Annotated in this window: 19 protein-coding genes; 1 reads left to right on the forward strand and 18 read right to left on the reverse strand. The window is 44.7% G+C overall.

The annotated features are described in order from the left end of the window. Nucleotides 1-43: 43 nt before the first annotated feature. The 12 genes from CPZ25_RS11795 to CPZ25_RS11850 form a co-directional block, all read right to left on the reverse strand. Nucleotides 44-2818, reverse strand: a complete 2775-nt coding sequence (locus tag CPZ25_RS11795; RefSeq protein ID WP_074617873.1) for a UPF0182 family membrane protein — start codon at nt 2816-2818, stop codon at nt 44-46. A 101-nt stretch (nt 2819-2919) separates the two neighbouring features. Then, on the reverse strand, nt 2920-4290 hold the full coding sequence (locus tag CPZ25_RS11800) for an MATE family efflux transporter (RefSeq protein ID WP_096920516.1): 1371 nt from the start codon (nt 4288-4290) through the stop codon (nt 2920-2922). 21 nt (nt 4291-4311) lie between these two features. After that, a complete protein-coding gene (locus tag CPZ25_RS11805) occupies nt 4312-4941 on the reverse strand; it encodes a M15 family metallopeptidase (RefSeq protein ID WP_058693225.1) in 630 nt (209 codons plus the stop codon). Between the two features lie 176 nt (nt 4942-5117). Continuing rightward, the gene (locus CPZ25_RS11810; RefSeq protein ID WP_096920517.1) at nt 5118-6002 is read right to left on the reverse strand and encodes an amidohydrolase family protein; all 885 of its coding nucleotides are present in this window, start codon (nt 6000-6002) and stop codon (nt 5118-5120) included. 13 nt (nt 6003-6015) lie between these two features. Next, a complete protein-coding gene (gene gcvH / locus CPZ25_RS11815) occupies nt 6016-6396 on the reverse strand; it encodes a glycine cleavage system protein GcvH (RefSeq protein ID WP_058693223.1) in 381 nt (126 codons plus the stop codon). Nucleotides 6397-6517: 121 nt separating this feature from the next. Then, the gene (lpdA, locus tag CPZ25_RS11820) at nt 6518-7891 is read right to left on the reverse strand and encodes a dihydrolipoyl dehydrogenase (RefSeq protein ID WP_058693222.1); all 1374 of its coding nucleotides are present in this window, start codon (nt 7889-7891) and stop codon (nt 6518-6520) included. Nucleotides 7892-7904: 13 nt separating this feature from the next. Next, nucleotides 7905-8783, reverse strand: coding sequence for a methylenetetrahydrofolate reductase (locus CPZ25_RS11825; RefSeq protein WP_058696320.1), 879 nt, complete (start codon nt 8781-8783; stop codon nt 7905-7907). Between the two features lies 1 nt (nt 8784). Then, entirely contained in the window at nt 8785-9450 is a 666-nt protein-coding gene (locus CPZ25_RS11830; protein WP_058693221.1) for a methylenetetrahydrofolate reductase C-terminal domain-containing protein, read from the reverse strand. Between the two features lie 65 nt (nt 9451-9515). Continuing rightward, nucleotides 9516-10418 (reverse strand): bifunctional 5,10-methylenetetrahydrofolate dehydrogenase/5,10-methenyltetrahydrofolate cyclohydrolase, encoded by a 903-nt coding sequence (locus tag CPZ25_RS11835; protein ID WP_013378713.1) that lies wholly within the window; start codon nt 10416-10418, stop codon nt 9516-9518. A 35-nt stretch (nt 10419-10453) separates the two neighbouring features. Then, complete coding sequence (locus tag CPZ25_RS11840; protein WP_058693220.1) at nt 10454-11083, reverse strand: cyclodeaminase/cyclohydrolase family protein; 630 nt, start codon at nt 11081-11083, stop codon at nt 10454-10456. 158 nt (nt 11084-11241) lie between these two features. After that, a complete protein-coding gene (locus CPZ25_RS11845; RefSeq protein ID WP_058693219.1) occupies nt 11242-12921 on the reverse strand; it encodes a formate--tetrahydrofolate ligase in 1680 nt (559 codons plus the stop codon). Nucleotides 12922-13621: 700 nt separating this feature from the next. Next, the gene (locus CPZ25_RS11850; protein WP_013378710.1) at nt 13622-14437 is read right to left on the reverse strand and encodes a methyltetrahydrofolate cobalamin methyltransferase; all 816 of its coding nucleotides are present in this window, start codon (nt 14435-14437) and stop codon (nt 13622-13624) included. Between the two features lie 299 nt (nt 14438-14736). On the opposite strand from CPZ25_RS11850, the gene ramQ reads away from it, so the two are divergent. Then, on the forward strand, nt 14737-16518 hold the full coding sequence (gene ramQ, locus CPZ25_RS11855; RefSeq protein ID WP_058693218.1) for a corrinoid activation enzyme RamQ: 1782 nt from the start codon (nt 14737-14739) through the stop codon (nt 16516-16518). Nucleotides 16519-16565: 47 nt separating this feature from the next. Here the strand turns inward: ramQ and CPZ25_RS11860 are convergent, their stop codons facing one another. The 6 genes from CPZ25_RS11860 to CPZ25_RS11885 all read right to left on the reverse strand — a co-directional run bounded on the left by CPZ25_RS11860 (nt 16566) and on the right by CPZ25_RS11885 (nt 21978). Then, the gene (locus CPZ25_RS11860) at nt 16566-16952 is read right to left on the reverse strand and encodes a PadR family transcriptional regulator (protein ID WP_058693217.1); all 387 of its coding nucleotides are present in this window, start codon (nt 16950-16952) and stop codon (nt 16566-16568) included. Nucleotides 16953-17072: 120 nt separating this feature from the next. Beyond that, nucleotides 17073-17354, reverse strand: coding sequence for a hypothetical protein (locus CPZ25_RS11865; protein WP_058693216.1), 282 nt, complete (start codon nt 17352-17354; stop codon nt 17073-17075). Nucleotides 17355-17425: 71 nt separating this feature from the next. Then, entirely contained in the window at nt 17426-18283 is an 858-nt protein-coding gene (gene rsmA, locus CPZ25_RS11870; RefSeq protein WP_096920518.1) for a 16S rRNA (adenine(1518)-N(6)/adenine(1519)-N(6))-dimethyltransferase RsmA, read from the reverse strand. Continuing rightward, nucleotides 18252-19499, reverse strand: coding sequence for a CCA tRNA nucleotidyltransferase (locus tag CPZ25_RS11875; RefSeq protein WP_074617867.1), 1248 nt, complete (start codon nt 19497-19499; stop codon nt 18252-18254). Before CPZ25_RS11875 ends, rsmA begins: the two co-directional genes overlap by 32 nt. Beyond that, nucleotides 19499-20137, reverse strand: coding sequence for an HAD-IA family hydrolase (locus CPZ25_RS11880; RefSeq protein ID WP_058693213.1), 639 nt, complete (start codon nt 20135-20137; stop codon nt 19499-19501). Before CPZ25_RS11880 ends, CPZ25_RS11875 begins: the two co-directional genes overlap by 1 nt. Nucleotides 20138-20172: 35 nt before the next feature. After that, a complete protein-coding gene (locus CPZ25_RS11885) occupies nt 20173-21978 on the reverse strand; it encodes a GGDEF domain-containing protein (RefSeq protein WP_096920519.1) in 1806 nt (601 codons plus the stop codon). Nucleotides 21979-22198 lie beyond the last annotated feature (220 nt).

Genomic DNA, 22198 nt, shown 5'->3' on the forward strand with positions numbered 1-22198 from the left:
CAAATAAAAGACCCCTTTCAAACACAAAGGGGTCTTGCTCTTTTTATTGTGGCTGTGACGCACCGGTTGCCTGCTGGAGCTGGTTCAATACCTCCTGAAGCTCATTGAGCTTGCTGCCGTAGCCTGCCCAGTCGCCGGATTTCTGCGCGTTCTGGGCTTCCTGGAACAGCTGATTCGCTCGGATCGAGAGATCCGCCGCGCCGGTGGCGGCGTTATTATTTGGCGTCGCGGTGGAAACAGCCGTATTGGCCGCCGCCTGCGCTTCGCCTGCGTCATAGTTGAAAATCTGGCCGAGGGCCTGGTTCAGCGAGTCTGCCATGACAATCTCGTTCTGGTAGCTCACGATCACCTTTTTAACCTCTGGCAGGTTATTCTCCCCTGCACTGGCCTGAATGTAGATCGGTTCAACATAAATGATGGCGTCCTCGATGGGAATCGTCATTAAGTTACCGCGCAGCACGGTGGAGCCCTGCTGGCTCAGCAGTGTCAGCTGCGGCGATATGGTGGTATTCTGGTCGATCCGCTGCTCAATCTGCATGGGGCCGTAAACCAGCTGCTGTTTCGGGAACTGGTACAGCAACAGCTGCCCATAATCGTCCCCGTCCGATACCCCAGCCAGCCAGGCAATCATATTGTCCTTATTTCTGGGCGTAAAGGTTGTCGTCAGCATAAATTCTGTCTGGCGGTCCGGCAGCTTCATGATGGTGTAGGACGAGTCAATGGGTACCTCCTCCTTAGACGAGCCAAAGAACTGGTTGGCGGTTTCCCACTGGTCCTCACGGTTATAGAACACCTGTGGATTGCTCATGTGGTAGGTTTTATAAATATCGGACTGGATGTCAAACAGAGTTTTGGAGTAACGGATATGCTCCTTCAGCCCCTTGGGCATCTCAGAAATATCCTTGACCAGACCCGGGAAAATCTTACTGTAGGTTTCAAGCACAGGCTCATCATCCACCTTATAGAAAGTGACGTCGCCGTTGTAGGCGTCCACCACTACCTTGACCGGATTCTTGATATAGTTCTTGCCTGTGGTTTGGTCATAGGGCTGGGCGTAAGGGTACTTATTACTGGTGGTAAACCCGTCCACAATCCAGTACTGCTTGCCGTCTGCTAACGCCATGTATGGCTTATTGTCATACTCTAAAAAGGGCGCGATTTTGGACACACGGTCCATCACATTCCGGTTAATGAGAATTTTGCTGTCTGAGGTAATCTCACTGGTCAGCAGCATCTCAGGTGATCCGTAATACAGGGCAAAGGAAAGGCGGTTAAGCAGTGACAGCTTGATGCCGCCGGTGCCTTCATAATAGTTTTCCTTATTGTCGTCCCCTTCTGGGTAGTCAAATTCTGGATTGGCCGCGTTGGTGACCACGTATTTGTAGTCGCCTTCGCCAAAGTAAACCCTTGGCTGGATAATATCAAGGCTCTGGGTATCCGTCACTGGCGGAATATCCTTGACGATCAGCTCTGGCTGCCCCACAGAATTGGTTTTATTCACTGGCGACATGGCAACGCCAAAGCCGTGCGTATACTTCAGATGCTGGTTCACCCAGGTTTTAGCATCATCCGGCAGCGCGGAGTTTTCCATTTCACGAGTACCCAGGAATACCTGGGTATATTTGCCGTCTACAAAATAACGGTCCACATCCACATCGTAAAACTTATAATAGTTTCTGATCCCCTGCAAAGAATTATACATATCCTTGGTTGGCTTCTGGTCATTGATGGGGATATTGCTGATGGTCGCTTCATTTTCCTGAATATCCTGGGCGGTGATGTCCTGGGTCGGTGAAAAATCCTTGATGGTCACCTTATCCAGACCATAAGCTTTTTGTGTGCTGGCAATATTCTTTTCAATGTAGGGCGCTTCTTTGGTGTACTGGTTTGGCACCACCGACAGGTATTCGTATGCTGCCTGTCCCACGCCGCCCACCAGGGCCACAACAATCAAGAGCACCGGGCCGGCTGCCATCATCTTGTAATTCTTTTTGAATCCCGCAATCACAGAACTCACTGCCAGAACCAGACACAGGGCAATCTTCACATAGAGCATTTTCATACCAATGGTAATATCCGATGCGCCTGCGCCGTAGACCATTCCCGTTCCGCCATAGAGCATTTCATAGCGGCCGATAAAGCTGCTAAAAGCCAGAAGCAGGAAGAATATCCCCAAAAACACGCCAATCTGCTTGGAGGCCAGGGTCAGGAAGGTCGTAAAAACATCCTTTGCGCCGCTTTTAAAATCATCCATGCTCTGAGCTGTCTGAATCCGAAAATCCTTTTCCCGGTACATGACAAAAACAGTATACAAAAGCGTCAGAATAACCATGCCAAAAAAGCAGGTCATGACCACACTGTACGCGCCCTTTAATAACGGCAGCGTAAAGAAATAAAAGGACAGATCCTTTCCAAACAGCGGGTCTGTCGAACCAAAATCTGTGGCATTGGTGAATTGAAGTATTTCTGACCACAGGCTATTGGCAATAAAACCAGTTATCACCGCCGCTGCCACCACAGACAGTACCGCACCAATGGTTTTTTCCCGTTTTGTTCGCACTGCCTGGGTAATCCCCAGATAACGTTCAGAAATCTTTTTTAAAAATTTCAGGTAGAAGAAGAGCAGGATCAGCAGCACCAAAAATACCGGCACGCCAATCTGAGCCTTAGTGACCAGCTCTTTAAAAAAGACATTGAGATAACCCATTTCACTAAACCAGAGATAGTCTACGTAAAAATGGTTGAGGGACAAAAGAATCGCGAGAATGACCACCACGGCCACCACGACTGTCCAGAAGGCTTTTTTTCCTTTTTTCATTTTCCTTTTCCTTTAAAATATAGAAGTTGTAGGATATTATAACACAGATTGCGTACATCCACGGCCATCTTAACGAAATCTTTATGCTATACTTAATGGATTTAAGCTGTTTTGGCCGGTCTCGGAATAATTTTCCTTATCTTCACAGCAAACACAGCCACAGTCGATACGACTGCGATAAAATCCGCAATGGGCTGTGCCAGAAAAACGCCGGTCATTCCAAGACCTGTCACCCGGGGAATAATCAGAATCAGCGGGATGAGTAAAATCAGCTTTCGCAGCATGGCCAGAAAGACCGAGACCTTGGCCTGTCCCAATGACAGAAAAGTCTGCTGGCATCCTGTCTGCAGCCCCATTATGCCGATGCACATCATAAAAATACGGATCGCCCAGACAGTCAGGCTGGAGAGCTGTGGATCTGTTGTAAAGATGGCGATGACCACCTCCGGAAAAAACTCCACAATGGCCCAGATCACCATGGACAGCGTAAAGCTGGCCGCAATCATCAGATGGTAGGCCTTGCGCACACGGTCGTAATTTCTGGCTCCGTAATTATAGGAAATAATGGGCTGCCCACCCTGGGTCAGGCCCATGAGCGGCATAAGTCCCAGCTGAGAAATACTGCCGATAATAGTCATGGCGCCTACCGCCATGTCACCGCCGTAAAACTGAAGCGAAGCGTTCAAGGTAATGTTGAGCAGACTCTCGGTGGACTGCATGATAAAGGGCGATATGCCAAGTGAGATGATCCCCACCACATATTCTTTTTTAAGACGCATTCTGGAAGGCTTGATTTTAATGGTCGTTTTCCTGCCAGTCAGGAAATGGCAAACCCAGATGGCTGAAACAGCCTGTGAAAGGATGGTTGCCAGCGCGGCGCCCCGAACCCCCATGCCAAATACAAAAATAAAAACCGGGTCCAGAATAATATTCAGCACTGCGCCAATGAGGACGGTCAGCATACCGGTTTTTGCAAAGCCCTGTGTATTGATAAAAGCGTTTAACCCTAAGGTTGCCATCACGAAAATGGTTCCGCACAGGTAAATCGTCATGTATTGAAGCGCATGCTCAATGGTGTTTTCACTGGCGCCAAAGGCCATGAGCAGAGGCCGCTGGAAGATCAGAAAAAAAGCGGTGAGCACCACCGACAAAATGAGCAGCAGCGTCGCCGCGTTACCCAGAATCCCCTCGGCGCTGTCCCGGTTCTTCTCCCCAAGATGAATGGCGGCCAGAGGCGCGCCCCCCATCCCGATCATCGCCGCAAAGGCTGTAATCAGCATAATGATGGGAAAAGTGATGCCAACCCCAGTCAAAGCCATGGGACCAACCCCTTCAATATGGCCGATATACATGCGGTCAACAATGTTGTAAAGAGCATTGATAACCTGGGCCACAATGGCCGGCAGGGCCAGCTTAAACATCAGCCTGCCTACCGGCATGGTCCCCAGTTCTGTGTTTTTTTCATTGTCCATAATTTAATTTTTTACCTCTTACTATTGAATTTCAAAATCGAAATAGGTGTTGGGATAAGGCTCATTACTCAGCGTAAAATGCCACCACTCCTGAAAAAACGGCTCAAATCCGCAGGACAGCATCAGGTATTTCAGCATCATCCGGTTACGGCTCTGAATAGCCGTAAGATCGGTATAATTGCTGTAAGAGCTCGCCTCAAAATAGTCAAAAAAGCCGCCCATGTCCAGCTCCTGCCCATTGCGCATGTCCACCACTGTCAAATCCACCGTACTGCCACGCGTATGGGTCGAGCGGACAGCGATAAAGCCCTCGTCAAAGACCTCCGCCTTGGTAAAATCCGGGTAATGGCGGGCCTTGGTCTCACCGGTTTCCGGCCTGTCCTTCCACCTCAAAAAATGCTCCACGGCTCTCTGAGGGCGGTATCCATCATACACCCGCAGGCAGTAGCCCTTGGTCATCAGCTTATTCTGGGCTGTCTTCAGCGCTTCGGCTGTCTCCCGGGTTACCAGAATAATGGGGGCGTTATAGCCTTCAATCCGTTCGCCGACAAAGTTATCCCCAGAATAATACTTTACATCTGTTTCAATGGTTGGTATATAATCCGCTACATCCACAAAATTATCTGGACGCACTGTTACGAGTTCATACATAATTAATTCCTTATTTTTCAGAAGTTTAGTGTTTAGAGCACACATCCCACATCATTTAATTGTACCCGATTTAAAGTATTTTGAAAAGGGGGTTCCTCTATTGTGTTAGATTACTTTATTTCTCTTTTTTATAACAGGCACTAAAAAGGAGCCCTGAAGGACTCCTGAATTTGTTATCATTTTTTAAATTGCGCTTCATTCAGTTCCAGAACCCTGCAGCCATTTGTGAACACCTCGGCCTTTGTCAGGCCGCAGTCCATCAGATAGCTCAACTCTTCTCTGGACGCCTGTCCGTGTATCACGAGCGACGCGCCGGCGTCACTGCCCAGGGCAATGGTCACCCCTGCCTCATGGGCTTTTCTCACCTGAAGCTTATGCCCGCTAAAATAACGCTGTGAAACCTTCCGGTACCGGGAAAGCGGATGGCTTTCATCACAGCCTGCAATGTTGGCAAAGGGGGCCAGTGTCGGTACCCAGACCACGTCCTTTTCCTTCATCGCAGCGATGCAGTCTCCATCAATACAATATCCATGCTCAATGGTATCTGCCCCGGCTTCAATGGCCATCATAATGCCCTTCGGCGTATTGACATGCACCATCGTGCGCAATCCGGCGTCATGGGTTCGCTTAATCAGATAGCGAAGCTCCTCGTCTGTAAATTCCAGACTGCCAGCCTCCCCAAAATGATCAAAGCTCATGATGCCTGACTGGATAATTTTAATAAAATCAGGCCTCCGCTTGAGCAGCTGATCCATTTTTTTACGGCAGGAGTCAAAATCGGTAATGGCTTCTCCTAAAAAATCTCCGTAGTGACCTGTTTTATACAGCGCCACCAGCGGCGTTCTGAAGATAATACCAGCATCCTCAGCGATGGGCTTAAACGCAGCGCCCGCGCCATAAGCGTCACCGCCGTCGCGCAGCGCTTTGACATTATGCTTGCGGTACCGCGTTGCCAGTGACAAAAACCAGCCCTCTCGCTCCGGTGTATCCTCAGCCATCAGCTCTTTTTTCAGTTTACCAAAACCGCTTAAAGCGCAATGTATATGACAATCAATGACCATTTAAAGAAAAACCTTATTCAGCAATGGCTGCTTCGTATTCAGCTGCGTCTACCAAGTCTTCAATACCTTCGTCGTCTGTGATCTGAACCTTGACAATCCAGTTTGCATAAGCGTCTTCGTTAATCGCTTCTGGTTCATCGTCTAAATCTTCGTTGGATTCCAGAACCTTAAAAGCAAACGGCGCTTCCAGTGGAGAAGCCTTCTTGCCGGATTCAACAACCGAGAATTCATCACCGCGTTCAAATTCGTCGTCTTCTTCTGCCAGCTCTACGAATAAGATATCACCCATTTTATCTTGTGCAAAATCCGTAATACCAATGGTTGCTACATTATCATCGATTGCAACCCAAAGATGTTGTTCCTTGTCGTATTTTAATTCCTGTGGTACGTTCATGGTTTTTTCTCCTTAAATATTGTATATTTTGATTTTAATATATCACGATAACGCCGTGAGTTCAAGTTAAAAAAGAACTCTCTTTTAAAAAAGGCTCTCTTTTTGAGAGAGCCTCATTTAATTATTTATGAACGGATTTTCCGTGTACGTCGTGCAATGCTTCCATCAGCGCTTCGGACAGCGACGGATGCGGATGAATAACATCGCCAACCTGTTCAGCCGTTAAGCCTAAATGTACTGCCAGACTCAGCTCAGCCAGCAGATCGGTTGCGTGCGGTCCTACAATGGATGCGCCAACAATCACGTCGTTGTTGTCCACAATGACTTTTACAAAGCCCTGGATTTTGCCAATGGCCTGCGCTTTACCTAAAGCTCTGAAATCAAAGGTTCCGAGTTTATACTCAACGCCCTTCTTTTCACAGTCCTTTTCAGTTAAGCCAACGCCGGCAACTTCTGGTTCGGTGTATACGCAGCGCGGTACCGCAGCATAGGCGACATGCTTGTCTGCGCCCATGGCGTTTTCAACCGCAACGATGCCTTCCTTGGAGGCAACGTGTGCCAGCTGGGCCGTCGCAACGATATCCCCGATGGCATAAACGCCGGGGACGGAGGTTTCCATCTTGTCGTTGACAACAATGCGGCCGCGTTCGTCCACTTCAACCCCGGCATCCTGTGCGCCCAGATTGTCCACAAAGCTGCGGCGGCCAATGGCGACCAGCATGATTTCTGCTTCAACAGACTTGCCGTTAGCTAAAGAAGCTTTAACGCTATCGTCAGAAACTTCAACTTCAGCCACACCTACGCCGGTGTGCACTTTGATTTTATCCTTTTTAAACTGACGCAGAAGCTGTTTGGAAACATCTTTGTCTTCGTTTGGAAGAATCTGTTCCAGTGCTTCCACAATGGTTACCTTTGTACCCATGCGGCTTAAAAACTGGCCGATTTCACAGCCAATAACACCGCCGCCGACGATAATAATGGACTCTGGAGCTTTTTCCAGATCTAGCACTTCGTCGGAAGTGATGACTTTTTTGCCATCATATTTGAACATACCCGGGCTTACCGGAACAGAACCGGTAGCCAGAATAATCTTATCTGTTTCAACCGTTTCAGTTGAGCCATCTTCTTTGGTAACTTCAACAGTATTTTTATCAATAATTTTGCCCGTACCCTTGATCAGGTTCACCTTGTTTTCTTCAAACAGGAAATGAATCCCCTTGATCAGGCCGTCTTTTACTTTATTTTTACGGTCTACAACGGCTTTGTAATCAACGCTGACAGTACCGTCAATGTTAATGCCAAAATCCTTAGCGCTCTCCACAGTTTCCAGAACATCGGAAGCTGCCAGGAAAGCCTTTGTTGGAATACAGCCGCGGTTTAAACAGGTACCGCCGACTTCGTCTTTTTCAATACAGGTAACTTCTGCACCCAGTTTTGCAGCCATAATAGCGGCTTCATAACCGCCCGGGCCTGCACCTATTACAGTAATTCTCATTCGTCCACTACTCCTATAAACCAGCTATGTCCAGAATCTTCGGTACGTTTTCTTCTGCGCCGATGGCCATGATATGCGCACCGTCGCACACGCCTTCTTCCTTCAGCTGAGCCACAAATTCGCCGGCAATCTTAATGCCTTCAGCGGCCTTGTCTTCAGCTTCGGTCAAACGTTCAATTAAAGCGTCCGGCACAGAGATGCCCGGCACGCTGCGGTTCATAAATTTTGCCATACCCGCAGATTTAAGTGGAATGATGCCTGCCAGAACATAGCAGTCCATGTCTTTGGTCAGTTCCTTGAATTCACGCATCACTTCAATATCAAATACACCCTGTGTCTGGAAGAACTTAGCGCCGGCTCTGATCTTATTGCGCATTTTGATCAGCTGTACTTCAACCGGATCAAAAACAGGGGTAACACAAGCACCCAGATAAAAATCCGGAGAGCCCTGCAATTCATTTCCGGCTAAATCCTGACCGCTCATCAGTACTTCGGCAGTCTGTAGAATGGATACAGAGTCCATTTCAAATACCGGCTTGGCTTCTGGGTTATCGCCAGTGGTGGTGTGGTCACCGGTTAACGCCAGCATGTTTTTAATGCCGAAATGCCCCGCTGATAACATTTCACCCTGAATGGCGATACGGTTGCGGTCACGGCCAGTCATCTGTAAGATGGGCTCAAGGCCTTTTCTTTCAAGCTCTACACACATAGCCAGCGAAGATGCCTTAACGGCAGCAGACTGGAAATCTGTAACGTTAACGCCCTGCACACGGCCCTTTAACAGATCCGCAATTTCTAAAATATGACTGAAATCAGTCCCTTTTGGTGGTGCCATTTCTGCAGTAATCGCAAATTTACCGGCTTCTAATGTCTGTTGTAATAAACTGCTCATCTTATTCACCATCCTTTTCCTGATCTCTTAAATTAATCGTTCTTGGGTAAGCAACCTTTTTATAGCCGCGCAATGGCTGAATTTCTTCAAGTAACTCTTCCTTACCCTGTTCTTTCAATTTTTTATAAATTTCAATCCATGCACAGTCATTTTCAGGAATAACTTCACATTTGCCGTCTCTGGAGCCGCCGCAAGCGCCGTTTAATAAAGACTTGCCGCAGCGGGTAATCGGGCAGATTGCAGCGGTTCTGCCAAGTACACAGTCGCCGCAGGTTTTACACATTTCTTCAAAGATACCATTGCGGACGGTTTCGCCAACGAACATGGTGTCATTGGCCGGGTAGGTTTCTTTTTTAACCCCCTTGGCAACAGTCTGAACACCATCGCCACATGCCATACACAGTACAGCATCTGCATCGGCCAGCTCGCCTTTGATTTCTTTTAATTCTTTTTTGTTTAAAAGCACGTTACATGAAGTTGTTAAAACCTTGGTTGCCAAAACTTCTTTACCTTCGGCCTCCAATGCAGCTTTCATGGCTTCAACTTCTTCTTCTCCACCGGTTTTACAAACTGTTGCACATTCAGAGCAACCGGTGATGACCACTTTCTTTGCGTCCTTTAAATATTCTAATACATCTTCAAAAGATTTCTTTTGAGAAATAATCATTTTTTACTTCCTCCGTCTATATTTAATCCGCCCAGAGAGAAATTCTCCCGGGCTTTGTTCCAGTCCTATAAATTGTTCTGCTGTTTGCAGGCCTTGATAACATGCTGTGCCAGAAGAGCGGTGGTAATCGGGCCCGTTCCGCCGCCGCAGCCAGGTGTGGCAGAGGTGATCATTGCAACCTTATCCAGACAGTCAACGTGGGCATCACCTGTACGGATCTTTTTACCTTCTTCATTTAATACGAATTCACCGTTTTCGTCTTTCATCTGAGACATTGCAACGTCAACCAGAATACAGTCTTCGCTTAACATATCCGGTTTAACCAGGCCATAAATACCAGCAGCTGTGACAACAATATCTGCTTTCTTTGTATAAGACGGTGTGTCTTTTGTAAATACATGGCACATGGTTACAGTTGCGAATTCATTGGTCAGCATAATGGCCAGCGGTTTCCCAAGAACGTTTGAGTTATTGATGATGACAACATCTTTGCCCTTAACATCAATTTCATAATGCTTCAGAAGCTCCATAACGCCTTCTGCTGTACATGGGAAGAAACCTCTTTCATCCGCAATCATTAATTTACCAAGATTCGTTGGGTTTAGAGCATCCGGGTCTTTTTCCGGGCTTAAGATATATTTGATTTCTTCTTCGTCCAGCTGTTCTGGAAGCGGTTTAAAAATCAAAACTGCATGGATGTTTTTGTCATCATTAAGCGTTTTTAATTTTGCCACAAAATCTGCCTGTGTTACATCTTCAGGGAATTCTACAGATTCTACCTCGATGCTTGATTTGCCCATTCTGGTAATGATGCTCTTTTCATAAGAAATAGACCCTGGATCTGCGCCAACGCGCATAATTGCCAGTTTAGGCTGAACACCTCCGGCAATCAAGGATTTTGCATCCTCCAGAACCTTTGCTAACATGGACTCACTTACTTCTTTACCACTTAATAATTTTGCTGCCATAATTTTCTCCTGAATTTATTTTTTGAATTTAAGTTTTAAGACAACTGTTTTTCCACTTCGGCGTAAACAGTGTCGCAAATTGCAATACCATCTTCCAGCATAGGCTTCAGCTCATTTTCAACAGAAACCACATAAGCTCTGTCCTTCATAGTCTTAATATTGATTAAAACGTTCAGCCAGCCGCTGATCATCGCTGCCCGCAGGCATTGCACCCCAACGCCCACGTCAGAAATAGCCAGAGCGGAACCCTTGTGGACAAGTTCTTCGTGAAGCTTAATACTCTTATAGCATACACGAACAATCTCAATGGGTACGCCGCAGGCTACCTTTGTACATTCTTCCATTACTTCTGCCTTGTGTGCCTTCTGCTCTTCCGTTTCTGTCGGGAGGCTGTAAGCCTTGGCCAGAGGCGCGAAATTTTCGGCATCCTGATCAATCATTGCCATGAGCTGATCCTGTAATGCCTGAGCTTCGCCAAGAATTCTCTGGATATCTTCTTCATATTCAGCGTATTTTTTCTTACCGGTGGTCAGATTGCCGACCATTCCTGCCAATGCCGTACCAATAGCGCCTACCAGTGCCGCTGCACCGCCACCGCCCGGAACAGCACTTTTACTGTAAAGTACTTCGACAAACTCTGTACATTTTTTGTCTGCGATTCCCATAGTGTTTCCTCTCAAAATTTATGTTCTTCATTAAGGTTCACATTTTTCATAAATAATTTTGTCTGAAAATGCGAATGGGGAGGAGTCGAACCCCTCCCCCAGACTGCCAGTGTAGCAAAAGCAGCCAAATTTGTTATTTAATTATGTATTTCAGCTTTCTAGAACAAGCCGGAGATTACGCCGTTTTCATCAACATCAATACGTTCTGCTGCAGGTTCTTTTGGCAAACCAGGCATTTTCATGATTTCGCCGGTTAAGCATACGATAAAGCCTGCACCTGCAGAAATACTTGCCTGACGAACAGTAATTCTGAAACCAGTCGGACGGCCCAGTTTGGTCTGGTCATCTGTTAAGGAGTACTGTGTCTTAGCCATACATACCGGAACTTTGTCGAAGCCCAATTTGGTTAATCTTGCAATTTCAGCATCCGCTTCCGGAGTATAGTCTACGCCGTCAGCGCCGTAAATCTTAGTCGCAATGGCGTTGATCTTATCTTTGATGCTCATGTCATCTTCATAGGAGAACTGGAAGCTGTTTTCGCCTTCTTCACAGAGGCGGATAACTTCATTGGCAACTGCGATACCGCCTTCGCCGCCTTTTGCCCATACTTCGGACAACGCAACATTAACGCCAAGTTCTCTACATTTGTCTTCTACTAATTTTAATTCTGCTTCGGTATCTAATGGGAAGCGGTTGATTGCAACTACTGCAGGTAATTTGTAAACCTGAGTAATGTTTTCAACATGCTTCAATAAGTTTGGAAGACCTGCTTCCAGAGCTTCTAAGTTTTCGTTATTTAATTCATCTTTTGGAACACCACCGTTGTATTTCAGCGCTCTTACGGTTGCGACAATAATAACGGCGTCCGGTTTCAAACCTGCCATACGGCATTTGATGTCCAGGAATTTTTCTGCGCCTAAGTCTGCGCCGAAACCAGCTTCTGTTACAACATAATCAGAAGCAAAATGCATTGCCATCTTAGTAGCGATTACAGAATTACAGCCATGAGCGATGTTTGCAAATGGTCCACCATGTACAAAAGAAGGCGTTCCTTCCAGTGTCTGTACCAGATTTGGTTTCAAAGCATCTTTTAATAAAGCAGCCATTGCGCCGTTAGCTTTTAACTGGCCAGCGGTAACCGGTTCATCATCGTAAGTATAGCCGACAATGATACGACCCATTCTATTTTTCAAGTCAACAATGTCACTTGCCAGACAGAAAGCCGCCATGATTTCAGAAGCAACAGTAATGTCAAAACCATCCTGACGGACAGCGCCATCACCTTTTTTACCAAGGCCATCGACGATGTTACGTAACTGACGGTCATTCATGTCGACGCAGCGTCTCCATGTAATTCTCTTAGGATCAATATTTAATTCATTTCCCTGATGAATGTGATTATCAAGCATTGCAGCTAAAAGATTGTTGGCTGCACCAATCGCATGGAAATCGCCCGTGAAATGCAGATTAATGTCTTCCATTGGAACGACCTGAGCGTAACCGCCGCCAGCAGCGCCGCCTTTAACACCAAAAACTGGTCCTAAAGAAGGTTCTCTTAAGGCAACGAGTGTGTTTTTACCCAATTTAGAAAGAGCATCTGCAACACCGATCGTTGTTGTCGTTTTCCCTTCACCAGCAGGAGTGGGATTAATTGCAGTTGTTAAAATCAATCTTGCTTTCTTTCCGGTTTCCCGTTTTAACAAATTATAATCGACTTTAGCTTTATATTTACCATATAATTCTAAGTCATCTTCTGTTAAACCTAACTTGGCAGCAATCTCACGAATGTCTAGTGGTTTAGCTTCCTGTGCAATTTCGATGTCTGATTTGAAACCCATTTTTAAATCCTCCAATACTTTGATAAATTTTTAACATTTCTTACTTCATATTCTAAAGCATTTTACGAAAAAAATCAAATACAAAGTAAGATAAATTTTGTTTTTTTTAAGGCTGTTTAGCGTTTACACTTGTATATTCCTGTATTACCTGTATATGCTTATATATACAAACTTATAACAAAATATATTTGTTTATATATGTTTACATGAAATTTAATATTGTATATTCATGTACTTATATGTAAATAGTTGTATATACAGATTTGGCTAAAAAAAGAACTCTTCGACCAACCATATTTTAAATATGGTTAATCTCATTTTCATATTCACATTTCCGTCAGCGCCTCTCACTATTTCCCTTGGTATAAAGACTTGACGTTTACAATCTGCCCGCCGATTATGTCTGGGTACTATTATATATAATATGCCACTTCTTGCTTATGGTTAAATCATACCACGTAAAAAAAAGCTTGTCAATGCTTTTATGGCAATATTTTAAAATAAACTACCTTTAGATTGATAGATAAATATCAAACAAACTTATCGTAAAAATTTCATGAAAACGATTTTGAAAGAAAAAAATTAAAAGAGACAAATCGACAAATAACAGCCCGCCAATGTTGTCTCTCTTAACTAAGAAATGTTATATACTTAAAATTCATCAAGTATCAGCACAATTAAAAGTAGGATAGGTTGAAAATTATTTCGCCTGAACCGGTCCAATCTTACCTTGTCTGAAAGCTTTGCTGTATTTTCTGCAAAGTCTGTCGTTTCCTAATAAAGCGTCTGTTGCGAAAATAGCGCCCATCATGTCGCGGCTTGTCGGATCCATAACAGCAGAGTCCATACCTACAAACATGGATAAAGTCATAAAATTCTGATTCATTAATTTTCTGGCTGGTAAACCGAAAGAAATGTTGCTTAAGCCTGAAGTAATATGAATGTCAGGATAAATTTCTCTGATTCCTTCGATTTCCGCTTTGAAGTTTAAGAAAGAATGGTTTTCTGTTGATAAAGCCATTACACATGGGTCAATATGAATTCTGTTTGGTGTCAGATTATGCTTTTTAGCTTCTTCAACCATCATTTTTGTTAATTCAACTTTCTTTTCAACGGTGTTTGGAATACCGGCGTTGTCACAGGTCATGGCAACCAGTTCCCATGCTGGATCTGCATCGTCAAATAATGGTAAAAGAACATCCATTTTGTTACCTTCGCCGGAAACAGAGTTTACCAGGCCTGGTTTTTTACATAATGGGAAAACAGCCTTTAAAATTTCAGGGTCCGGGCTGTCGATACACAGTGGTGTTTCAACGGCTTCCTGTACAATGTCCATCATCCATTTCAAAGATTCCAGTTCAATTTCAGGAGCTGTACCAGCACATACGTCGATGTAGGTAGCACCGGCTTCTGCCTGAGCTATTGCTCTGTCTCTAATGAATGCTTCGTCTTTTTCTTCAATGGCTTTTTTAACCACTGGAATCGCACCGTTCAGTTTTTCTCCAATAATAATCATCATAATCCTCCTCTGACAGCGTTTACTTCGCCGCTACTCAAATAAATGTACATACAAGTCTTACCTGTATATACAGATATATCATATACATAGGGTACCACGTTCAGAAACCGTTGTCAATATTTTTTCACAAATTGTTTAAAATTTTACCCTTTCTTCCTGAACCCCTGATTTTTCTTATTGCAAATTTAAGGAATCCGTATTGTAAAATCGGTTATGAAAGCGTATAATTAAAACGATTAAAGATGATGTTTACCTGTATATACATAATTTTCAATATTAAATAAAGGAGATTTATCATGCGTGTATTGTTCCCATTACTTGAGGAAGAGATAGAAGTGTCTCAGGACAGTTTGGTTTCTGACGTCTGTGCCTCTATCGGCCTGCCATTAAACCTTGTCTGCGGCGGAAAGGGGCGCTGTAAAAAATGTCTGGTCAACGTTAAGGAAAACGGAGAAATGAAAGAGGTACTGGCCTGCCAGTACTCTGTTTCTGACGGGATGGAGATTTATGCTTCCCGTGAGCAGGCTGCCAGCCAGATCCTTGAAACCTCATCCAACAGTGATCTTCCTTTTGACCCTATCGTAAAATGCTATTCATTAAATTATACTGATCTTGTTACGCCTATGTGCACCTATGATCTGGACGTTCTGCGCAAGCTCATACCACAGACCCTTGACACGCCGGATTATTCTGTTTTAAAGCATTTTTCAGAAATTTACTTTTTGGAGGGGTATGAAAAACTACATGTTATTGTCTCTGGCAACAAGATTATTGATTTTATTCCTTCAAATGAAGCTGAAAAACCTGTTTACGGTATTGCCTTTGACATTGGCACCACCTCTGTTGTCGGGTATCTCTATGATATAACAAGCGGATGCCTGCTAAACCAACACTCGATGTTAAACAAACAAATTGCCTTTGGAGGGGATGTTATCAGCCGCATTGACTATGCCGGTGAAGGGCCGGAAAGTCTCCACAAAATTTACGAAGCCATCATGGAAACTCTGGCTGAGATTATCACTCAGGTCTGTAAAAAGGCTTCTGTCGATACAAACGATGTTTACCAGACGGTTTATTGCGGAAACAGTACCATGGCTCATTTATTTCTGGAGCTTAATCCAAAGCATCTTGGGCTGGCGCCATTCCTCGGATTCTGTAAGGATGCCGTATCACTTAAAGGTATGGACACACCTCTCCCGATTAACCCCAAGGGCACGGTTACCTTTATGCCTTTGCTCGGCGGTTTCGTAGGGGCAGATACCACCGCGGTTCTTTTAGGCCTGCCACGCGATAAAAAAATGCGGCTTATGATTGACCTTGGCACAAATGGCGAGATCGCCGTTGGAAACTGTGACAAATACTATGTCGCTTCCACCGCATGCGGACCTGCTCTGGAGGGTGCAGGCCTGACCATGGGAATGCGCGGTACCACCGGAGCCATTGAAAAGGTTGGTTGCGAAAACGGTAAAATCACTTATTCTGTCATCGGTAAAACAGCTCCCCAGGGCTTCTGCGGCTCCGGTATTGTCGATGCCATCGCCATGCTGTTCCGTGAAGGACTCATCGCTAAACGAGGTAACTTTATTAAAGGCGACGCTTTAGACGCCCATCCCATGAAAAACCGTTTTGGCGTGGATGAAAATAATCAGCGGTATTTTAAAATTGTAACAGCCAGCGAAAATCCTGAAGGCAAAGACATTATTATCACGCAAAAAGACGTCCGCGCCGTCCAGCTCGCAAAGGCTGCCATTTACACTGGCTGCTGCCTGCTCTCCGAAAATTATGGCATCAAGGGCAGTGATCTTGAAGAAATCGTCATTGCCGGCGCCTTTGGAAACTACATTGATGTTCACAATGCGCAGTTTATTGGATTACTGCCCAAAATTGAAGGTGTCCCTGTACGTTCTATCGGCAATGGTGCAGGCACTGGCGCACAGTTATATTTACTGTCGAAGGAAGAGGCTGATATCTGCAATGCTATTCCAACGATCACCACCCATATCGAGCTGGCAACTGATCCAAAATTTGTCGATACCTATATGATGAATACCATGTTTGGGGATAATGTGATGATTTAATCCTGAATACAAAAAAGACGAAGCTAAGTGTGCTTCGTCTTTTTATTTCAGTCCAGTTTTCTCTTCACGGCTGCTTCCTCAATCCCGGCAATAATCTCATCGATACCTTTCTGGTAGTCCTCCAATGTTTCTTTCCAGTGCATCATGCATTCTAGTCCGGCGGATGTAATGGAAAAGACTCTCTTTCCCATGTTTTCATTGTCTGCAATGTCAATATGCGAAATGATGAGTCCCTGCTGCTCCATATTTTTAAGGGTTCTGTAAAGACCAGAGGCATCCGGTTTTTTATCCTTCCACAAATAAGTGCCGGACAGCTTTGATAAAATACTGTAGCCGTGGTCGTCCTGTTCTGAAAGAATAGTCAGGATCACAGGCTGTATAAAGCGGGTCAGTGTTCCACCCTTGCAGGCGCACACTCTCTTAATACTTTTCATTCGATTCCTCCATTATTGGATTAAGTCTTATGCTTGCTAATAAGAGTATACGCTATTTATAGATTTTTGTAAAGATCCATACAGCCAAAAAAGCTCCGGCGCTCCGGAGCTTTTGTAAAATCAATTAATGGCTTTATTGTCCATGATATAGGATGCTACCGCATCTGTTGTTATAACCAGCGTTTGTGTGTACTGATTTTCCAGTTGTTTTTCTCTTAATTCCTGTTTGTCAATTTTTGATATTGTCAATGTTTGTTCAGGCAGCATACTGACGCCGGTCAGGCTGCTGAGCCTACCCATCTCTCTGAAAAACAGGAAACCGAAAAGACTAAACATAATGACAGCTATCAAAGCCAATGTTACATAAAATGGACCGGTCTTCTTTGCGGGTTTCGTTTCCATTAAAATGCCCCCCTTTCAATCATTAAAATATATATCCAAAATGATTGACTTTATTCACAGAGGGTATTTATCTATTCTACTGTCAGAGTATTTGCCAGACGGGCAAAATCTTCTCCGGTCAGGGTTTCTCCACGCACGCCTGGAGCTATTCCACATTTTTCAAGGGCGTCAAGCAAACGCTCTTTCGGGTAATCTGTGTTCATTTGCAGACCATTGATCAGTGTTTTTCTGCGGTTTAAAAACGAAGCTTTTACGATCTGAAAAAAAAGTTTCTTATCAGACACCTGAATGACCGGCTCCGGTCTTTTTTTCAGTGTAACGACAATGGAGTCTACCTTTGGCCTTGGCATAAAAACCGCAGCGGGCACATAAAAACTGATTTCTGTTTCGGCATAGAACCTGGCCGCAATGGTCAGTGAACCGTAGGCTTTTGTGCCAGGTTCCGCACAAAGCCGTTCGCCCACTTCTTTCTGGATCATAAAGGTCATCTGTTCAATGGGCAGGTCTGATTCCAGAAAACCCATAATAATCGGCGTGGTAACATAATACGGCAGATTTGCAACAATTTTTAACGGATTTTCCTGCAGATTCGTCTGAAGTAATCCTGGAATGTCTGTTTTTAAAATATCTCCCTGAACAATCTCAACATTATCATAGTCCTCCAGGGTTTCAGCCAAAACAGGAATCAATTTCTTGTCTATTTCTACAGAATAAACTTTTCCGGCGGCTTCGGCCAGCACCTGAGTCATGGTACCGATCCCTGGCCCTACCTCCAATACAGTGTCACTTTTATGCACATTGCCGGCTTCTACAATTTTTCGCACGATATTTTCATCAATCAAAAAGTTTTGTCCATAACGTTTGTTAAAATGCAGGTCATATTTATTTAAGATCCCCTCAATTACCTTTGGGGAGGTCAGTTTTTCCATGTGTTTCTCTTTCCAGCCAGGACAAAAGCCTGTCTTTCTTATTTTCTTCGGGGTACTCATAAACTCTCTTCAGCAGCCGGGTCAAGCTCTCCTTAATCGCTTCTCCCTGATAGCCTCTGTCCGTCAGATCTTTTCCGCCAACGGCCAGCTCTCTTAAAGTCATAGGCTCACGGTTTGCGATAATCCGGCGGTACACCCGTTGATTTTGTTCCGCTGCACGTTTAATGGAAGGGTCTCCATCCCAATAGGCCAATCCGTCCTGAAAAGCCAGAAAGTCCTCCGCATTTTCCATTCCGATATCTGCCAGTGCTTCCTTAAAACCCACAATATCCTGGCTATCCGCCACTACATGGTGACAGTAGGCGTAAGCCAGTTGTTTTTCTTTGTTGGAATAGCGCATTTCCCTGAGAAAAACCTTACGCTCTTCCGGAAACATATTTAGCAGGAGCGATGCCAGCCGAAGCGGCACCTTTTTAGGCAGATACCCCATAATTTCAAAGCCGTCGATAAGATAATCCTCGCACCGTTTCCAGTAATCAGGAACCATGCGGTTTAACAGATCGCCCAGAAGTTCTGTTTTTATGAGAAGATATCCGCCCCAGGCTACTTTCTCACATAGCATGATCCGGGTGAGCTCCTCGCGTATCCGCTCAATACTGACACCTGTCGTATCCGGATCATCCCGGATAGCGCTGCGGGTTTCCTCGTCCAGCTCCATGCGCTTTTCAGCCGCAAGGCGGATACAGCGCCATTTTCTCAGACGGTCTTCCTCGAAACGCCTTCCAGGATTGCCAATACAACGAACCATGCCCTTCCTGAGGTCTTTAAGTCCGCCGACATAATCAAAAATACAGCCGTGTTCATCCATTAATAAGCCATTAATGGTGAAGTCACGGCGTCTGACATCTTCTCTCACGTCACCAGTAAACAGCACCTCATCAGGATGACGGCCATCACCATAACCGGCCTCCCTGCGAAAGGTGGTGATTTCATATACTTTTCTGTCTATTATAACGCCAATGGTCCCAAAGCGTTTGCCGACGATGATGGTGTGCTCAAACCAGCTCTCCACTTCGTCCGGCAGGGCATCGGTCGTGAAATCATAGTCGCTCGGGGTTTGGCCCAGAAGCATATCACGGACGGCTCCCCCCACAATATACAGCTGCTTATGGTGTTCTCTGAAAACTTGAAATAAGGTTTCGATTGCTTTTTTCATTACATTTTATTCTTTACGATGGTCAGAATATCGGTGGTATGATCCACCATATAGGTGGGATTACAGCGTTCCAGGGCTTTGGGCGTGTTATACCCCCATTTTACTGCCACCACGTCCACACCTGCCCGGTGGCAGGATTCAATATCTCTGGTTTCGTCGCCAACGTAAAGCAGTTCCTCCTTCTTAAGATCATATTTCTTAAGAACTTTTTTTATTTTCTTTTCCTTTGACAGAAGCGCTGAGCACATAATAAAATCAATATCTTCCTCCAGCCGATAATGCCTTAAAAAAGACTGTACTGTTTTTTCGATATTGGAGGTCAGTATCCCCCGGTATTCAGTGATCTGGGTGAGGTCGTCCATGAAGGTTTTTATCTCCGGATAAAACGCCCGTATATCTTCCATGGTTGCCCGCATCCTCTTCTGGCCCTCGCTCAGGACTCTTGGCAGTTTATAAAAAGGAATATCCACAATTTCCATAATTTCTTTTATATGCAGATTTTTTATATGCTGCAGCTCTTCTTTTGTGATTTTTCGATATTTGTACTTTTCAGCCATATCGTTGTATATATTGAAGGTTTTTTCCTCTGTATCGGCTAAAGTACCGTCAAAATCAAAAACCACACATTTATAAGCCATTCTGTTCTCCTTATATTTATCTGGCCTTTTCTACCTCATTTTTTATAGTTCTTTCTGTACATCCGTTTATCATCGACCATTTTTCTTCTGAGCTTGTCGTCAAAAAAGTAATAATCGATGGAGGTATCCAGCCGGGCGCAGTTCATGGCCGCGTCAGCAAAGCGCTGAAGGTCCTCTTTATTCTGCGCATTTTCGGGATATTTTGCCACGCCAATCTGGCCGCCTATCGTAAAGGTCATTCCCTCCACAACACAGGGTTCGTTGAGGCATTCAATAATCTCGATACAAATCGGCTCAATTTTTTCTCTGGCGTTACGGTTTGGCAAAAAAAGCACCAGCAAATCATCGCTGTGGCGGGCCAGAAGACCATAATGGCCTACGCGGTCACTCAGCTGCTCACATACCTGTTTAACCAGCTGATCACCAACCTCGTAGCCATACAGATCGTTAATTTCATGGTAATTGGTCAACGATATATTGAGCAGCGCCATATGTTTCCCAGGCTTTCCGGCATTTTTTGCAAAATAGCGGGTGAGAACCTGGCGCAGCTTAAGCCGGCTGGCGAGACCCGTGATGGGTTCATGGTAGGCAAGGTATTCAAACTTATTGCGGTATTCCACGCCTTCTGATACATCCAGCCCAACACTGACACAAACACGACGGTTATCAAAATATGACAACTCTCTCGTGTTCCAGTAGATCCAGCGGATTCTGCCCTCCTTGTCACGAAGGTCAAGGGGCCTGCGGTAATTTCTGTCCTTATTGGTATGGCGCTGGCCAACACGGCCAAAAATTTCTTCTGCGGGCTGGCCGATGAGGTTTTCTCTTGACTGGCCAGTCAGTTCTTCAATGAACGGATTGACTTCCAAAATATTATTATTTTCGTCGGTCGTTAATACCAGCATATCCGAATTATCCACAACGGCTTTTGAATACTGGCTTTGAAAATCCAGGTTATCTCTGAGTTCCTTTTCCTCCGAAATATTCTGGACGATCCCGATGGTGGACAGGTGCTCATTTTTGCTGGAAAAAGTATGCCGGATACGGTTGAGCACATCCACAACTTCGTTTTTAGTTGTGATAATGCGGTGATGAATATCCACCGTCTCCTGATTCTGGAACGCGTCCAGAAAGGCTTTTGTTACTCGTTCCTGGTCGGCCGGGTAAACCATTTTAAACAGAATGTCCAGATTTGGTTTAATTGTATTAATTTCATAACCCAAAATGTGATAAAGCTCTCTGGACCAGACAATTTCCTTATTCTGGTGGTTCAGCTCCCAATAGCCCATGCGGGCAATATGCTCGATCTCCACCAGCTTGCTCGCCTGCTCTTCAATATAAGCTTCACGTTCCTGAAGATTCTTTTCATCTCTGGCCACAATGCCATAATATACCCTTTCGCTGAAAATAAAGCGGTGAATTTCAACTGAAAAAGGTATGACAGAACGATCCGGCATATAGTATTTTACCGAAAGCGTATAGGTGCTTCCCAAATCAAAATTAAGCCGCATATTCGATTTATGCTCTTCATAATCAAAATCTGTATGAAACCGCTGATAATTCTTGCCGACAATCTTATCAGCCGAGCGCCCATAATATTCCTCCAGCTTTTTGTTGACACGGAGGATCGTGCCGCTTTCATCCAGAAGGATCACACAATCCGATACCATATTGAGCATGGTTCTGATCAGGTCTACGTCCAGGCGGTACTGTTCCTTTTGCTCAAGGTTTTCTTTTTTTAAACGGTAATTGTAATAGAAAAAGCCAGTTATAATCAAGGCAATGATCAACAGCCAGAGGCTGATATTGCCAATCAGGTTGAATATTAAAAATGTATCCATAAAATCTTCCTCGATTTTCTGTACTCATGCGCCAAACCAAACTCTCTTTATCTATTTTGCACCATCATTCACTATTTTTCAATATAAAACTGAGTTGCCTTAGGGATTTTATGATAAAATAATAATATCCTGAGTATACCATACTCAAAAAAGATTAAATTTTCCTAAGAATATTGACGTTTTATAAAATAAATGTTATTATATCACCACATTACTTTAT

Origin of the sequence: Eubacterium maltosivorans, from assembly GCF_002441855.2 — a bacterium.
Lineage (GTDB): Bacteria > Bacillota > Clostridia > Eubacteriales > Eubacteriaceae > Eubacterium > Eubacterium maltosivorans.

Bases quoted from the DNA above. Each gene is read 5' to 3' on its own strand.
- CPZ25_RS11880 (WP_058693213.1), bottom strand. From the start codon at position 20,137: ATGGCTTATAAATGTGTGGTTTTTGATTTTGACGGTACTTTAGCCGAT.
- CPZ25_RS11850 (WP_013378710.1), bottom strand. From the start codon at position 14,437: ATGATTATTATTGGAGAAAAACTGAACGGTGCGATTCCAGTGGTTAAA.
- rsmA (WP_096920518.1), bottom strand. From the start codon at position 18,283: ATGGAAAAACTGACCTCCCCAAAGGTAATTGAGGGGATCTTAAATAAA.
- CPZ25_RS11810 (WP_096920517.1), bottom strand. From the start codon at position 6,002: ATGGTCATTGATTGTCATATACATTGCGCTTTAAGCGGTTTTGGTAAA.
- lpdA (WP_058693222.1), bottom strand. From the start codon at position 7,891: ATGAGAATTACTGTAATAGGTGCAGGCCCGGGCGGTTATGAAGCCGCT.
- CPZ25_RS11805 (WP_058693225.1), bottom strand. From the start codon at position 4,941: ATGTATGAACTCGTAACAGTGCGTCCAGATAATTTTGTGGATGTAGCG.
- CPZ25_RS11885 (WP_096920519.1), bottom strand. From the start codon at position 21,978: ATGGATACATTTTTAATATTCAACCTGATTGGCAATATCAGCCTCTGG.
- gcvH (WP_058693223.1), bottom strand. From the start codon at position 6,396: ATGAACGTACCACAGGAATTAAAATACGACAAGGAACAACATCTTTGG.
- CPZ25_RS11835 (WP_013378713.1), bottom strand. From the start codon at position 10,418: ATGGCAGCAAAATTATTAAGTGGTAAAGAAGTAAGTGAGTCCATGTTA.
- CPZ25_RS11840 (WP_058693220.1), bottom strand. From the start codon at position 11,083: ATGGGAATCGCAGACAAAAAATGTACAGAGTTTGTCGAAGTACTTTAC.
- CPZ25_RS11795 (WP_074617873.1), bottom strand. From the start codon at position 2,818: ATGAAAAAAGGAAAAAAAGCCTTCTGGACAGTCGTGGTGGCCGTGGTG.
- CPZ25_RS11800 (WP_096920516.1), bottom strand. From the start codon at position 4,290: ATGGACAATGAAAAAAACACAGAACTGGGGACCATGCCGGTAGGCAGG.
- CPZ25_RS11845 (WP_058693219.1), bottom strand. From the start codon at position 12,921: ATGGGTTTCAAATCAGACATCGAAATTGCACAGGAAGCTAAACCACTA.
- ramQ (WP_058693218.1), top strand. From the start codon at position 14,737: ATGCGTGTATTGTTCCCATTACTTGAGGAAGAGATAGAAGTGTCTCAG.
- CPZ25_RS11825 (WP_058696320.1), bottom strand. From the start codon at position 8,783: ATGAGCAGTTTATTACAACAGACATTAGAAGCCGGTAAATTTGCGATT.
- CPZ25_RS11875 (WP_074617867.1), bottom strand. From the start codon at position 19,499: ATGAAAAAAGCAATCGAAACCTTATTTCAAGTTTTCAGAGAACACCAT.
- CPZ25_RS11830 (WP_058693221.1), bottom strand. From the start codon at position 9,450: ATGATTATTTCTCAAAAGAAATCTTTTGAAGATGTATTAGAATATTTA.
- CPZ25_RS11860 (WP_058693217.1), bottom strand. From the start codon at position 16,952: ATGAAAAGTATTAAGAGAGTGTGCGCCTGCAAGGGTGGAACACTGACC.
- CPZ25_RS11865 (WP_058693216.1), bottom strand. From the start codon at position 17,354: ATGGAAACGAAACCCGCAAAGAAGACCGGTCCATTTTATGTAACATTG.